This is a genomic window from Sporosarcina ureilytica (assembly GCF_001753205.1).
Classification (GTDB): domain Bacteria; phylum Bacillota; class Bacilli; order Bacillales_A; family Planococcaceae; genus Sporosarcina; species Sporosarcina ureilytica.
Window position 1 is genome coordinate 2543741 of record NZ_CP017560.1, and the last position, 14890, is coordinate 2558630.

At 40.5% G+C, this 14890-nt stretch carries 14 protein-coding genes; 1 reads left to right on the forward strand and 13 read right to left on the reverse strand.

The window, feature by feature from the left end; all coding sequences use genetic code 11:
* Nucleotides 1-12: 12 nt before the first annotated feature.
* The 12 genes from smc to BI350_RS12690 form a co-directional block, all read right to left on the reverse strand.
* Nucleotides 13-3567, reverse strand: a complete 3555-nt coding sequence (gene smc, locus BI350_RS12635; protein WP_075528450.1) for a chromosome segregation protein SMC — start codon at nucleotides 3565-3567, stop codon at nucleotides 13-15.
* 21 nt (nucleotides 3568-3588) lie between these two features.
* Complete coding sequence (rnc, locus tag BI350_RS12640) at nucleotides 3589-4329, reverse strand: ribonuclease III (protein ID WP_075529376.1); 741 nt, start codon at nucleotides 4327-4329, stop codon at nucleotides 3589-3591.
* A 141-nt stretch (nucleotides 4330-4470) separates the two neighbouring features.
* On the reverse strand, nucleotides 4471-4707 hold the full coding sequence (locus BI350_RS12645) for an acyl carrier protein (RefSeq protein ID WP_075528451.1): 237 nt from the start codon (nucleotides 4705-4707) through the stop codon (nucleotides 4471-4473).
* A 199-nt stretch (nucleotides 4708-4906) separates the two neighbouring features.
* Nucleotides 4907-5653 (reverse strand): 3-oxoacyl-[acyl-carrier-protein] reductase, encoded by a 747-nt coding sequence (gene fabG, locus BI350_RS12650; protein WP_075528452.1) that lies wholly within the window; start codon nucleotides 5651-5653, stop codon nucleotides 4907-4909.
* The gene (gene fabD, locus BI350_RS12655) at nucleotides 5650-6597 is read right to left on the reverse strand and encodes an ACP S-malonyltransferase (protein ID WP_075528453.1); all 948 of its coding nucleotides are present in this window, start codon (nucleotides 6595-6597) and stop codon (nucleotides 5650-5652) included. The genes fabG and fabD overlap by 4 nt, the downstream gene beginning before the upstream one ends.
* Nucleotides 6594-7586 (reverse strand): phosphate acyltransferase PlsX, encoded by a 993-nt coding sequence (plsX, locus tag BI350_RS12660; RefSeq protein ID WP_075528454.1) that lies wholly within the window; start codon nucleotides 7584-7586, stop codon nucleotides 6594-6596. The genes fabD and plsX overlap by 4 nt, the downstream gene beginning before the upstream one ends.
* Nucleotides 7583-8167 (reverse strand): transcription factor FapR, encoded by a 585-nt coding sequence (gene fapR / locus BI350_RS12665; protein WP_075528455.1) that lies wholly within the window; start codon nucleotides 8165-8167, stop codon nucleotides 7583-7585. Before fapR ends, plsX begins: the two co-directional genes overlap by 4 nt.
* A 212-nt stretch (nucleotides 8168-8379) precedes the next feature.
* On the reverse strand, nucleotides 8380-10446 hold the full coding sequence (recG, locus tag BI350_RS12670; protein ID WP_245698346.1) for an ATP-dependent DNA helicase RecG: 2067 nt from the start codon (nucleotides 10444-10446) through the stop codon (nucleotides 8380-8382).
* Nucleotides 10406-11317, reverse strand: a complete 912-nt coding sequence (gene sdaAA / locus BI350_RS12675) for an L-serine ammonia-lyase, iron-sulfur-dependent, subunit alpha (protein WP_075528456.1) — start codon at nucleotides 11315-11317, stop codon at nucleotides 10406-10408. The genes recG and sdaAA overlap by 41 nt, the downstream gene beginning before the upstream one ends.
* 12 nt (nucleotides 11318-11329) lie before the next feature.
* Nucleotides 11330-11992, reverse strand: coding sequence for an L-serine ammonia-lyase, iron-sulfur-dependent subunit beta (gene sdaAB / locus BI350_RS12680; protein ID WP_075528457.1), 663 nt, complete (start codon nucleotides 11990-11992; stop codon nucleotides 11330-11332).
* A 177-nt stretch (nucleotides 11993-12169) separates the two neighbouring features.
* On the reverse strand, nucleotides 12170-13819 hold the full coding sequence (locus BI350_RS12685; protein WP_075528458.1) for a DAK2 domain-containing protein: 1650 nt from the start codon (nucleotides 13817-13819) through the stop codon (nucleotides 12170-12172).
* An 18-nt stretch (nucleotides 13820-13837) separates the two neighbouring features.
* Entirely contained in the window at nucleotides 13838-14200 is a 363-nt protein-coding gene (locus tag BI350_RS12690; protein ID WP_075528459.1) for an Asp23/Gls24 family envelope stress response protein, read from the reverse strand.
* A 219-nt stretch (nucleotides 14201-14419) separates the two neighbouring features.
* Between BI350_RS12690 and rpmB the strand changes: the two genes are divergently transcribed.
* Nucleotides 14420-14608, forward strand: a complete 189-nt coding sequence (gene rpmB / locus BI350_RS12695; RefSeq protein WP_075528460.1) for a 50S ribosomal protein L28 — start codon at nucleotides 14420-14422, stop codon at nucleotides 14606-14608.
* A 133-nt stretch (nucleotides 14609-14741) separates the two neighbouring features.
* On the opposite strand, the gene spoVM is transcribed toward rpmB, so the two are convergent.
* Nucleotides 14742-14882 (reverse strand): stage V sporulation protein SpoVM, encoded by a 141-nt coding sequence (gene spoVM, locus BI350_RS16745; protein WP_082295181.1) that lies wholly within the window; start codon nucleotides 14880-14882, stop codon nucleotides 14742-14744.
* Between the last annotated feature and the right edge of the window lie 8 nt (nucleotides 14883-14890).

The following is a 14890-nucleotide window of genomic DNA, read 5'->3' on the forward strand; positions in this document are numbered from 1 at the left end:
CCTCTCTACTGATTACATCATCGCTTCTTCGGGTACTTCCGATAATTTAACGGAAATCAGTTTAGAAACGCCCGATTCTTGCATTGTAATTCCATATAAAACATCCGCGCCTTCCATTGTACCTTTCCTGTGCGTAATCACAATAAACTGTGTCTTATCCGAGAATTTTCTTAAGTAGTTGCTATATCGAATGACATTCGCTTCATCTAGTGCAGCTTCGACCTCATCTAAAATACAAAACGGAACAGGACGCACTTCAATAATGGAAAATAATAATGAAATTGCAGTAAGTGCTCTTTCTCCACCAGATAAAAGACTTAAGTTTTGCATCTTTTTCCCTGGTGGTCTTGCAACGATATCAATACCCGTATGCAGTAAATCAGTCGGGTCTGTAAGAATAAGATCAGCATTTCCGCCACCGAACATTTCTTTAAATACTTGTCTAAATTGATTTTGCACGGCATCGAATGTTGATGAAAAACGGATACTCATCTCATGATCCATCTCTGACATCGCTTCTTGTAAAGTCTCTTTCGCCTCTAGTAAATCATTACGTTGTGCCGTTAAAAACTGATGGCGTTCAGACACTTCTTCATATTCTTGTACAGCGCTTGGATTGATTGGTCCAATATTTTTCAGTTCATGCTTTAACCTAGCCAATTGTTCACGTTTTTCCTGTTCATTGAAGTCTAAAGCCAATTCATCGTCCGGTCGTAAGCCGTATTCATGAAACAATCTTTGAGTAATCGTTTCATACGTCACCTCAAGTCGAGATAATTCAATTGTGTGTTCATGAAGTTTAGCATTTAGTTTCTCAGCATTTTCGCGCAGTTGACGTAGATGCGTTTCTTGATGATTCTTCTGAATGACAATTTCTGAACGGTTTTTTCGAATTTCAGCAATTGAATTTTCAATTTGTTGTTTGTCTTTTGCTGATCGTTCAATTTGTTCCGCTATCTCTTCCGCTGTTACATGTTCTTGTTCTTCATCTGTCAGGTAATCTAACTCTTGTTGCAGTAAATTTATCTTATCGATTGCAACCTTATTTGAGGCTTCCATATCTGTTATCGCTCTATTTTGATAGGAAAGTTGTTCGCGTAAAATAGCAGCTCGCTCCCGGAGTTCTGTCAATCGGGCCGTAAGCGTAGCTTCTTCGTTTCGCCAATCTGCAGCAAGACGTTCCAACTTTGTAATTTCTGCTTGAAGTGATTCAAGCGTCTTTTTTAATGCCGCGTGAGCTGTTTCAAGTTCCTTTTTCTTTTCCATTAATTCAGAACCAGCTGTTTCCGCTCCTAGTCGACCTATCTCTACTGTTTCCAATTCGCTTTGGACAGTATGTATGGCCATATCGCTTTCACGGACATTTGCTTCGGCCGTCGCCATTTCAAGTTGTAAAGCTTCAGATTGCTTGCGGAAATGCTCTACTTTTTGCATATACTCAGCGACTTTCAACTTCGTGTCGCTAATCGATTCGTTACCTCTTTCAATAGATGCAGACATTTGCTCAACTTGTGTTGTTAACATTTCAAGTTCAGCCCTTCTAGAAAATACTGAGGAACGACCTTGAGTGCCACCACCCGTGAGCGATCCCCCTGCATTCACAATATCGCCGTCTAAAGTTACAACTCGATAACGATAATTTAAAGCCTTAGCAATCGCCGAAGCTCCGGCGAGAGATGAAGCAACAAGAACATTTCCTAGTAAATTTTCTGCAATGATTTTATAATTCGGTTCGACGCGAATAAGTCCATCGGCAATGCCGATAAATTCTGGATGTCGCGCTATCGTTTGAAGTGTGGATTGCTGGATTTTTCGAGAACGCATCACATCTAGCGGAAGAAATGTCGCTCTTCCTTTATTTTGCGTCTTTAAATAACCGATTGCTTTTCTCGCATTCACTTCGGAAGAGGTTACGATATGTTGCATAGCGCCACCAAGTGCCGTTTCGACCGCCTTAATATAATCATTTTCAACGGTAATTAGCTCCGCTACTGCCCCTTCTATCCCGGCTAACTTTCCAGCTTCACGTGCGACAAGCACTTCTTTTACACCTGAATAAAACCCTGAAAAATCCGCTTCTAGACTTTGCAGTGCACGTAAACGCCCTTGCATTTCATGTTGTTTATTATGCGCTTTTTGAAGCAGCTCTTGTTTACTTCTTAAATCATCTTCATGCTTTTTTAATTCGACTGCATCGTTCTTATAATTTTCTGATGCTTCTGTGGCAGATTGCTTTATACGGTCTAATGTTTGTACTATTAGTTTCCTATCCGCATTTAACACTTCTAATCTATTTCGAAGTGATACCGTCTGCTCATTAATTTTCTGGGAAGATGTTTTTTCCCCTAGTAGACGTTCTTCGATATGCTTTAATTCATTTCGAATGGTCGCTTCTTCATTGAGCCCGTCAATATAGGATGATTTTAACTCTTCAATCTCATGCTCAGTTTCTTTAACAGAGCGCGTTAACATTTGAGTTGTGTCTTTTACTTCCGCTTTTACTTCTTCATATTCTTTATTTAGGATAGCTACATTATCATAGGATTCTTTTAATTTTTCTTCTAAATCTTCCTGCTCAGCTTTTGCGCTCTGAAACTCAGTTTGCACCCGTTCGATTTGTAAACTAGCGTTGCGTTCCTTCTCGACGGATAATAGTCGTCTACCTTCCCACTTTTCACTCTCCGCGCTTACTTGGACAAGCTTCTGTTGCAGTGTTTCAAACTTCTCTTCTTGCTGTTCAAGTTGCTTATTTATCGTGGAAGATTCGACTTCAGTTTTGTCTATTGCTTCAGTTAATAGCTCTTTCTCTGCTCGTTGTTTTTCTACCTCTACCAACTTTTCTTGAAGTTTTTCATGTAGATTCCCGGCATCATAATTTAGGAGCAAAATATCCGCTTCTCGAACTTCTTCAGAAATTTCCTCGTGCTTTTTAGCCGCTTCAGCCTGTTCTTTAAGCGGCTCTATTCTAATATCAAGTTCTTTTAATATATCAAGCACGCGGTCAAGATTATCCGATGTTTCAAACAGTTTATGTTCTGCTTTACGTTTTCTCGTTCTATATTTTAATACGCCTGCCGCTTCGTCAAAAATACTTCTTCGATCTTCTGGTCGGCTATTTAAAATTTCATCGACCCGCCCTTGGGAAATGATTGAAAATGCTTCTTTCCCAAGTCCAGAATCCATAAATACATCTGTAATATCTTTCAACCTGCACTGCTGTCCATTTAATAAATATATGCTTTCCCCCGAGCGAAAGACACGTCGCGTCACGCTAATTTCAGTATAATCAAGTGGGAACAACCCTTTACTATTATCAAGAATTAAGGTGACTTCTGCAAAATTAAGTGGCTTTCTAGAATCACTTCCTGCAAAAATCACATCTTCCATCTTGGCACCACGTAAAGATCTTGCCGATTGTTCGCCTAATACCCAGCGAATCGCATCGGTAATATTACTTTTCCCACTTCCATTAGGTCCAACGACAGCGGTAACGCCTGGCACGAAGTCTACGCCAATTCGTTCCGCAAATGATTTGAACCCTATTATTTCAAGCCTTTTTAAAAACATTTAAATACTCTCCTCAACCTGCTAACTCTTTAGTTCTGCAATTGCATGTCGGGCCGCTTCCTGCTCTGCTTCTTTCTTCGACCTACCTCTACCGGTACCAAGTATTTCTTCATCTAACTGCACAACAGTGATAAATACTTTTGCATGGGCAGGGCCCTTTTCTTCTACTACTTCATAATGAAGCTGTCCATTATTCGTTTGCTGGACAATTTCCTGTAACCGACTTTTATAATCCATCACATGCGAAAAAGCACCGACACTTACTTTCGGAAATACTACTTTATCAAGAAATGCGGTTACTGCTTCCATCCCTTGATCAGTGTATAATGCACCGATAAAGGCTTCAAAAACATCTGCTAAAAGAGCTGGACGTGTTCTTCCACCTGTTTGTTCTTCTCCTTTACCTAAAAGAACATAACGACCAAATTCAAGTTCATTCGCAAAGGAAACGAGCGCTGGTTCGCAAACAATTGCGGCTCTTAATTTGGTCAACTCTCCTTCGCTCATAGTAGGCTCTGTCGTATAAAGAAACTGGGAAACACCTAGTTCTAACACCGCATCACCTAAAAATTCAAGTCGCTCATTATCTGTATATTTTTTTCTTCGATGCTCATTCACATATGATGAATGCGTAAATGCATTGTATAAAAGTGACACTTCCTCAAATTGAATCGAAAGTTTTCGTTGCAATTCCTCAAAGTCATTTCGAACCGTTTGGGGAAATATATTTTTTGGATTCATTGCTGTACGTTTACTTGTCATAAGAACGATTCTGCCTTTCCTACGTAATGTATATAATTTTACCTTTTTCAACGACCAGTTGCAAAGTAAAAAAGAGACGCCTTCATCCATTTCAAAGGGAAAAGGATAAAAGCGCCTCCGCTAAATTGAATTAGCTTTTAATTAGTTCACTTTTGTTTCGATATATGAAACTGCATCGCCGACAGTTGCAATCTTCTCAGCGTCATCATCGGAAATCTCCATATCGAATTCATCTTCTAATTCCATTACAAGCTCAACTACGTCTAGTGAGTCCGCACCGAGGTCATCACGGAAAGATGCTTCTGTTTTAACTTCGCTTTCATCGACGCCTAGTCGATCAACGATTACTTTAGTTACTCGTTCAGTTACTGTTGCCAAATCTGTCACCTCCCCTCAATGAATATTTAAAAGCGTAGGCGCCTGGTCAGAGACGACAGGCATAAGACGGGACGGCGAAGCGGCGTTTTTTTGCCGCACAGCCGAAACGGCTTATGACCTGAGTCTCTAGGCGCCGAAGCTGGATAGATTTAAAAACATAGGACATTTAATAGGCGCGACATGCGCCCACGCCCATTTATTACATCACCATTCCACCGTCAACATGGATTGTTTGTCCTGTAATATAATCTGCGTCTTCCGATAGTAAGAATAACACAGTCTTAGCGACATGTTCAGCATTCCCTAGTTTCGCCAATGGAATCGTCGCAAGCATTTGTTCTTTCACGTCTTCGCTTAATGCATCAGTCATTTCTGTTGTAATGAATCCTGGTGCTACTGCATTGACATAGATATTACGTGATGCCAATTCTTTCGCTGACGTCTTCGTTAATCCGATCACACCTGCTTTTGCGGCAACATAATTTGCTTGTCCTGGATTTCCTGAAACACCAACGATGGAAGCAACATTGACAATTTTACCTGCACGTTGGCGCATCATTTGACGTGTAACACCTTTCGTGCAGAGGAAAACGCCTTTTAAGTTAATGTCAATGACATCGTCCCACTCGTCTTCTTTCATTCGCATGAGCAAATTATCTTTTGTAATTCCAGCGTTATTTACAAGTATATCAATTGAACCGAATGTTGCAATTGTCACGTCTACTAAGTTTTTCACACTATCCGCGTTAGACACATCTGCTTGGATTGCAAATGCTTCTCCGCCTGCTTCTTGAATTAGTTGGACGACTTCTTCAGCCTTATCTTTACTGCCGCTATAGTTGACCGCAACTTTGGCACCTTCACGCCCTAACTGAAGTGCAATTTCACGACCAATTCCGCGAGATGCACCCGTGACGATTGCTGATTTCCCTTCAAATCTACTCACTCTGACCACCCTTTCGAAGCTTCCAATACTTCCGCTAATGATTTCTCATCATAGACAGATAAAACTGTCGCTTTCCTATCAATCTTCTTAATTAATCCGCTCAACACTTTACCAGGTCCACATTCGATAAAATGTGTCACGCCATTATCTAACATCGTTCGAACAGAATCTTCCCAACGTACCGGGGAATATAACTGTTCGACAAGTAGATCCTTTAACTGATTGCTATCCTCAACAATCTCCGCATTTACATTCGCAATAATTGGCGGTGTTGCGTCTTGCATTGTAATTTCATCAAGCGTTGCCTTAAGTTTCTCGGCAGCTGGCTTCATAAGTGAAGAGTGGAATGGACCACTCACATCTAACGGAATGACTCTTCTAGCGCCCGCTTCTTTTAATTCATGACAAGCGTTTTCAACGCCTGTTTTCGTTCCGGAAATGACAATTTGTCCAGGACAGTTCAAATTCGCTGGTTGGACAGCATCCCCGCTCTCTGTAATCTTGTTCGTAATTTCGGATACAGTTTCAGCATCTAATCCAAGGATAGCTGCCATCGCACCAACGCCTGCCGGTACTGCTTCGTTCATATACAATCCGCGTTTATGAACAGCTAATACACCTTCTTCAAATGTAAGAACACCTGAAGCTACGAGTGCTGTATATTCACCAAGACTATGGCCTGCTGTATAATCTGGTTGAATTCCTTCTCCTTTTAAGCGACTCGCAATCATCGCGCCCACCGTCAACAATGCAGGTTGTGCATTGTAAGTAACTGTTAATTCTTCCTGAGGCCCTTCTTCAATTAGTTCACTTAATGAAAAGCCGAGTACGCGGTCAGCATTCGTAAAAAACTGTTTACTTTGCTCATGATTCTCTACTAATTCAGTACCCATTCCTACCTTTTGAGAACCTTGTCCAGGAAATACGAAAGCAATCTTCGTCATTTTGTTAACCCCTTCCCAATCGTTTCATGAATCGTTTCTGTAACTTCATATTGCACCATTGTTCTTGCTTGTCGAATCGCATTATAAATTGCACGGGCATTTGACGAGCCATGTGCTTTAATAATTGGGGCTTTCAGGCCAAATAACCCAGCACCGCCATATTCGGAGTAATCCATTTTATTTTTCAATCCGCCTAACTCGTTCTTCACAAGTGCAGCAGATAGTTTAGTTTTTATCGAGGACATATACACTTCTTTAAGCATTGTGAAAAAGCCAAGCGCAGTACCTTCAATTGTTTTCAATACCATATTGCCTGTAAAGCCGTCTGTTACAATTACATCGGCCGCTCCCATTAATAAATCACGGGCTTCAACGTTTCCAATGAAGTTGATCGGCGCTTCCGAAAGAATATCAAATGCTGCTTTTGTTAATTCATTTCCTTTTCCTTCTTCAGTCCCAATATTTAACAGCCCAACTCGAGGCGTTGCAATGCCACGAACTTTTTCCGCGTAAATACTTCCCATCACAGCATATTGACCGAGATGCTCTGGCTTCGCGTCTGCATTTGCACCGAGATCCAGCATAACAAAGCCTTGGCCGTCTACTGTTGGAAGCGTCGGTGCGAGTGCCGGTCTTTCAATCCCGTCGATTCTACCGACAATAAAAAGGCCTGCCGCCATTAGCGCTCCAGTGTTTCCCGCCGAAACACCTGCATCTGCTTCATTTTCTTTAACTGCTTGCGCCATCCGTACCATCGACGCATCTTTTTTTCGGCGAATCGCACGGACCGGTTCATCATCTGGCTCAATTATTTCCGTACAATGAAAAACCTTTAAACGTTCATGCCTTTGTAAATAAGGCGCCATCTTTTCTTCATCACCATAAATATGTATATGTATATCTGTAAATTCATTCAAACTTTCCATTGCACCTTGAATAATTTCGCCTGGCGCATGGTCGCCACCCATTCCATCTAAAGCAATAATCATTGTTTATCCTCCTGCTTCTTATCCGTCGTGCGGTACATATAGAATTGTCCTGTAACTACAAGAACATCACCTACAGTCAAATCTACTTTAACTAAGGTACGTTTCTCTTTTACAGTTTCCTTTATTACTTCGGCACGTGCAACAACTCTATCACCGGCTTTGACAGGTTTAAGAAATTCAATATTGGATTTAACTGTCAATGCCAGGTCATCATCCATAACCGCAACAGCTAGTGAATTTGCTTGTGCGAATAAATGATGTCCTCTAGCAATTCCATTTCGTTGAAAAACATGGTCCGCAGTAACATCAAAAATCGAGATGGCTCTGGCATCGAGTTTAATATCAATAATATCGCCAATCACTTCATCTGACCCTAATGATTTTACTTCTCCGGCCATTGTCTGTGTAGCGACTTGCTTCAAACGTTTACGTAATTCCGGAATTCCACATTCAAGTCGATCCAATCGGATTGTTTGAACACTAACCTCAAAATGTTTGGAAAGGTCTTCATCTGTTACAAATGGATTTTCTTCTATCAATTTTCCCAGACGTAGCTGCCTTTCTTTTTTAGGCATTCGCACATACTTCACCTTCCGATTTAGCACTTGGTACTAATATCAGTATATAAAGAGAGGTATCAGAATGCAAGAAATTTATAGATGTGTACAAGAAATATTATTGTAAGACAAAAAGTAGCGGGGAAGGAAGATGCTCCCGCTACTTTGAATCGTTTTATAAATCTACCTATCTTCCATAATCAAACGCACATACAGAGGTTCGATACAGTGAATTATCAGTCCATTCGATCGGCACTTAAAGCGCCTGACTGTTCTAGAAGTCCCCTTAGCACACCGTATTCCTCTGCACGCCAAAACTCTTCTGATGCTAGAAGTTGTTCAGCGTCTTTCCTCGCTGTATCAAGCGCCCGGTAATCATGAACGAGATCTGCCATTTTAAATTCTGGGAGTCCACTTTGCTTTTTACCGAAAAAGTCACCGGCCCCTCTTAATTCAAGGTCCTTTTCAGCTAAAACAAATCCATCATTTGTTTCTGTCATCGAATGCATTCGTTCTTTACCTTCTTCTGTCTTTGGATCTGCTAAAAGCACACAATAAGATTGTTCAGCGCCTCGCCCGACACGTCCTCTTAATTGGTGGAGTTGGGATAAACCAAAGCGCGTTGCATCATAAATTAACATAAATGTTGCATTCGGAACGTTTACGCCTACTTCAACAACTGTTGTTGAAACTAGGACATCAATCGCACCTTCGCTAAACTCACGCATAATCTGTTCTTTTTCGTCTGGATGAAGACGCCCATGCATGAGGCCAACTTTAAATCTGCCTTGAAAATATACCGATAATTGGTTATATACATCGACAGCATTTTGCACATCAAGTTTGTCGGATTCTTCAATAAGCGGACAAATCACGTACGCTTGGCGCCCCTTTTGCAATTCACCTGCCATTTTTCTCAAAACTGGCTGTAAAGCATCTTCTTTCAACCAATGCGTTTCAATTTCTTTTCTACCAGCCGGCAATTCATCCAATACCGATACATCCATTTCACCATAAGCCGTAATGGCTAATGTTCGTGGTATCGGCGTGGCAGTCATAAAGAGCACATCGGGGTCAATCCCTTTTTCACGAAGAACACGACGTTGTTCGACACCAAATCGATGCTGCTCGTCTGTAATGACAAACCCTAAGTTTTTAAAAATAACATCTGGTTGAATAAGCGCATGCGTACCAATCAACAAATCAATTTTTCCTTCTTCCAGCATTTCCAGAAGTTGCTTTCGTGCTTTTCCTTTTGTTGAACCTGATAAAAATGCAACGGATACATTAAATGGTTCTAGCCATTCCGCAAGAGAAGTTGCATGTTGTTCTGCTAAAATTTCTGTCGGGGCCATCATCGCACCTTGAAAACCAGCAGTAATGGCTGCATAAAGACCTATTGCCGCAACAACTGTTTTTCCTGAACCTACATCTCCTTGAAGAAGTCGATTCATTCGCACTTCGCTCTTTAATTCAGCGCAAAGTTCATTCACAACTCTTTTTTGTGCATTCGTTAATTCAAATGGCAACGATGCGATAAACTTTTTCACTTTATCAAGATCGTAGTTTATCGGCATGCCTTTTTCCGCTTCTTTTCTTACCTTCTTCATCGCTTGCATTTTCATTTGAAATAAAAGTAATTCCTCATAGACAAAGCGTCTTCTTGCGTGTTTCATTTGTGCAGGACTTTCAGGAAAATGAATCATTTCCAGTGCCTGTTTTATTTTCGGTAATTTGTACGCTTCAAGTAGTCCAGCTGGCAATGACTCTTCAAATTCATCTCCAATACTATCTAGCGCACTTCTCATAAACCGTCTGAAAGTTTTTTGATGCATGGCACCTTTCAAGCTATAAATAGGTTCGAAATTTGATTGTTCATCTTTTGGACCTACCGAAAAATTGCTTACGTTAATTGTTTGTCGACCACGGTCCCATTTTCCAGTTACCGTCACAGTATTGCCCGGCATCATTCGGTCTTTTAAATAATGTTGATTAAAAAAGACTGCTCTTACGAGATGTCTTCCTGCAAGTAACCTAACTTCTAGGCGGGACCGTTTATTTCCAAAAAATTGAACGGAAGGCTCACTTTCGACCCTTCCTTCAACCGTCACTCTTTCGTTATGTGGTGTTTCAGCTAAATCTTTTAATGTAAAATCATCATGCCGATACGGGAATGTCATAATTAAATCTGAAATTGTGAAAATGCCCAGTTTTTCAAGTTGCTCGCTCGCCTTTTGCCCAATCCCTTTAATCGTTTTTACATCATGATGAAGGATTGTGGTCACTGCTTGCCTTTGTCCCACCAAATATTTTTGCTTCCAATGCCTTTCCAGTTGGTGTTGTGGCGAGTCCCCCTTTGGCAGTTTCCCGTAAAGCTGACGGCATAGATTGTCCGATTCGGTGCATTGCATCAATTACTTCGTCTGTTGGAATACGACTCACAACGCCAGCAAGTGCCATATCCGCTCCGACAAGCGCTTTTGCAGCCCCCATCGCGTTTCGTTTCACACATGGCACTTCAACGAGCCCTGCAACCGGATCGCAAACGAGCCCGAGCATGTTTTTCATGACAATAGAGAAAGCTTCTGCACTTTGCTGTGGTGTTCCCCCTGCCATTTCAACGATTGCAGCAGCGGCCATAGAAGCTGCCGACCCTGTTTCTGCTTGACATCCGCCCGCCGCACCTGAAATAGACGCATTATTTGCTACAACAAATCCAAATGCACCTGTTGTAAATAAATAATTGAGCATCTGCTCTCTCGTCGGATTCAATTTATCTATTACTGCAAATAGCGTTCCGGGTACGATACCCGCCGCTCCCGCAGTTGGTGTTGCACAAATTGTTCCCATCGCCGCATTTACTTCATTTGTTGCGACCGCTTTACTCACAGCATCTAATATTAAATCGCCTGATAAGGACTTGCCAGAAGCCATATATTTTTGAATTAAAACAGCATCCCCGCCAGTTAAACCTGACGTGGACTGAACGCCTTGCAAACCTTTTTCAACAGCTTCTTCCATTACCGTTAAATTATTATCCATTTGCGCAATAATTTCTTCACGTGTTCGTCGTGACAGAAGCATTTCCTGTTCTATCATAATTTCCGAAATCGGCTTTTTACTTGATTCCGCTAAGGCGACTAGTTCTTTTACAGATTTGAATAATACTTCCATGTCAATCCCTCCTTATTCCGCTATCGTAGAGACTTGCGTGATATGCGGCAACCCTCTTAATTCATTAATAATATCGTCATCTATTAATTGATCGACTTCAATGACCATTAAAGCCATTTTTCCTTTTTCTTTTCTGCCAACTTCCATATGTGCAATATTAACGCCTCGTTTAGCAAGTGCATTGGCAACACTCGCAATGAGTCCCGCTCGATCTTGGTGAACTACGAGCAGTGCAGGATAATTTCCTGAAAGTCTTAACGGGAAACCATTTAACTCGACAACTTCCATTTTTCCACCGCCAATTGAAATCCCCGTTAATTCCATGACACTGTTTTCATCGCCAATTACAATTTTCGCAGTATTTGGATGTTCCATTTCTTCCTCTTCAGGAATAAACTCAAATGTAAAGCCAGCTTTCTTTGCATCTTCAAATGCTGTCTTTATTCGTTCATCAAATGTATCGTAATCCATTAATCCGCCAATAATCGCGACATCTGTCCCATGACCTTTATATGTCTCTGCAAATGAACCATATAAATATATTTTTGCCCATTCCGGCTGCCTTCCAAATAAAGTTCTTGCAACACGGCCAATCCTTGCCGCACCTGCCGTATGAGATGACGATGGTCCAATCATGACTGGCCCAATAATATCGAATACTGATCTAAACTTCATGTTTCATACCCCCTTCTACTGCACTTAATTCTATTTTACACGAATAAATGGTCTATGCCAAAATACTTTTTACGTTAAATACTTCTTGAAATGAAGGAGAAAAAGTAGAGTAAAGAATTTGTTAGAATTCCCTACTCTACTTTTATTTTAGCTTCTGAAAAACCAATGACGCCTATTTTATTCCACAGAAATGATATATGGATATAATGGTTGTTTTCCATTATATACTTCAACATCGACATGGTCGAAGTGCTCGTCTATATAGTTTTCGATGTGTGTTGCTTCTTCCTCGCTCACATCTTCACCATATAATACTGTAATAATTTCAGATTCTTCATCAATAATCTTTTGTAATAGAGACTTTGTTACTTCTTCTAATAAAGGATTCGTCGTAACAATTTTGCCGCTATTAATTCCCATGAAGGCACCTTTTTTAATATCAATGCCATCAATTGTAGTGTCACGAACTGCGTATGTCACTTGAGCTGTTTTCACATATGAAGCAGCTTCAATCATTGCATTTTTATTTACTTCAACATCAGCTTCCGGATTAAATGCTAATATTGCTGAAAGACCTTCGGGAACCGTCGTAGTAGGTACAACCGCTGCTTCGATACCTAGATGTTCTGCCGCTTGTTCCGCTGCCATTACGATATTTTTATTGTTCGGCAAAATAAGAACTCTTTCCGCACCAACACCTTCAATCGCTTTAACGATGTCTTGAGTTGAAGGATTCATCGTTTGGCCACCTTCAATGACGACTGAAGCTCCGACACTCTTTAATAATTCAGCAATACCCGTCCCCATCGCTACAGTAACAACGGCATAAGGATGCTTTTCTTTTTTGTCATTTGCTTTCTTTCCTACAATGTCTTCGTGTTGCTGTCGCATATTTTCAATCTTCATATTGATAAGTGAACCGTACTTTTGGCTGAATGTTAGGACATCGCCCGGTGTTTCTGAATGAATATGTACTTTTGCAATTTCGTCATCAGAAATTACCAGCAAGGAGTCTCCAAATTCACTTAGTTCTTGACGGTATTCTCCCTCATCAAAAGGATTTTCAATAAGTTTTTCGGGCTCAAACTTTACCATGAACTCGGTACAATAGCCGTAAATAATATCATCTGTACTCATAAAGTCTTGAACACTTTGATGATGCGCCGCATTCACAAGCTCATCCATAGATTGGACATCTGTTCTAACTGGTAACTCTTCACCTTTCAGACAAGCCAGAAACCCTTCATAAACGTAAACGAGACCTTGACCGCCACTGTCAACAACCCCAACTTCCTTCAATACAGCGAGTAGTTCAGGTGTACGTTCGAGGGAGGCTTTCGCTTCAGCTACGACGGTTTCCATCACTTCAATGACATCATCTGTGGAATTCGCTTTTTCTACTGCCGCATTCGCTGCATCTTTTGCAACTGTTAAGATTGTTCCCTCGACAGGCTTCATAACAGCCTTATAAGCCGTTTCGACTCCGTATTTTAATGCTTCTGCAAATTTCTTTCCGTCAATCTCTGCTTCTTCTTCTATTGCTTTTCCGAATCCTCGGAACAATTGAGAAAGAATAACGCCTGAGTTTCCACGCGCGCCCATTAATAAGCCTTTTGAAAGGGCTTCTGCCGTTTCGCCAATATGTTCGACTGTATTAGCTTCAATTTCTTTAGCTCCTGATGACATGGACAAATTCATATTCGTCCCTGTATCTCCGTCCGGAACTGGGAAAACGTTAAGCGAATCAACGTAATCCGCATTTTCATAAAGGTGATGGGCACCGAGCTTCACCATTTCTGAAAATTTCACTCCATCAATAAACTTCATTACTAAAAATTCCTCCTTCTAAAAGTTCGTCACACGGACTCCCTGAACGAAAATGTTAATTGACTTAACACTAAGACCTACTGTTTTTTTCAATGTATATTTTACTTTCGATTGAACTTGGTACGCAACTTCGGAAATTTTAGTGCCGTATCCAACAATGACATGCACATCAATATGTGTATCCTCACCAATATTACGGACAATCACACCGCGCGCAAAGTTTTCTTTCCGCAATATTTCTGTCAACCCATCTCGAATCTGATGTCTAGACGCCATTCCTACAATTCCATAACATTCAATTGATGCTTCACCTACGATTTGGGCAATTACATCATTTGTAATATCAATCTTGCCATATTCATTCTTTACTTCGATTGACATAAATATGTCCCCCCCGCATCATTTTTTCGTTCACCCTATTGTACTATACCCGACTTTATAATAAAAGAAATGATATTGCATATCCCATTTGATGTAAAGAACATTTACTTGAAAGACCTGTCAAAATTAGTTGCTATTGCCTTTACTTTATGATAAATTAAGTTGTATGCAAATTAATGAGTGCATCATTGAATCTTCATAAACGAGGAGGTAACAAATATGTCTAAACAATGTGTAATTACTGGCCGTAAAGCTGGTGTTGGTAACACGCGTTCACACGCATTAAACTCAAGCAGACGTAAATGGGGTGCGAACCTTCAAAAAGTACGCATTCTTGTTAACGGAAAACCTAAACGTGTTTGGGTATCTGCAAGAGCACTAAAATCTGGTAAAGTACAACGCGTATAATCTACAAAGAGAAAGTACAAAATGTTCTAAGCGAACGCTAATACTTCTTAAATAGAAATTCTATATGTAAATTATTCCACTATATCAGATTTTATAGTTGATTTAAAACGTAAAAATGCCAAGCTGAGAAATATCAGCCTGGCATTTTATCATTTTTCCTTCTTTTCTTCTTATTTGAAGCTTGTTTTGGTTTCTCATCCTTTTGGAATACAACCATGCATTTCCTTACAATTCCACTTACAAATTTAGGTAAAGTAAATGTATAGACGCGCATTCTCCCAC

Coding starts and splice junctions, on each gene's coding strand:
- smc (WP_075528450.1), bottom strand. CDS start 3,567: ATGTTTTTAAAAAGGCTTGAAATAATAGGGTTCAAATCATTTGCGGAA.
- rnc (WP_075529376.1), bottom strand. CDS start 4,329: ATGACAAGTAAACGTACAGCAATGAATCCAAAAAATATATTTCCCCAA.
- fabD (WP_075528453.1), bottom strand. CDS start 6,597: ATGACGAAGATTGCTTTCGTATTTCCTGGACAAGGTTCTCAAAAGGTA.
- plsX (WP_075528454.1), bottom strand. CDS start 7,586: ATGATTATTGCTTTAGATGGAATGGGTGGCGACCATGCGCCAGGCGAA.
- sdaAA (WP_075528456.1), bottom strand. CDS start 11,317: ATGGAAGTATTATTCAAATCTGTAAAAGAACTAGTCGCCTTAGCGGAA.
- sdaAB (WP_075528457.1), bottom strand. CDS start 11,992: ATGAAGTTTAGATCAGTATTCGATATTATTGGGCCAGTCATGATTGGA.
- BI350_RS12685 (WP_075528458.1), bottom strand. CDS start 13,819: ATGAAGTTTATTGATGGAGTGAAATTTTCAGAAATGGTGAAGCTCGGT.
- BI350_RS12690 (WP_075528459.1), bottom strand. CDS start 14,200: ATGTCAATCGAAGTAAAGAATGAATATGGCAAGATTGATATTACAAAT.
- rpmB (WP_075528460.1), top strand. CDS start 14,420: ATGTCTAAACAATGTGTAATTACTGGCCGTAAAGCTGGTGTTGGTAAC.
- spoVM (WP_082295181.1), bottom strand. CDS start 14,882: ATGCGCGTCTATACATTTACTTTACCTAAATTTGTAAGTGGAATTGTA.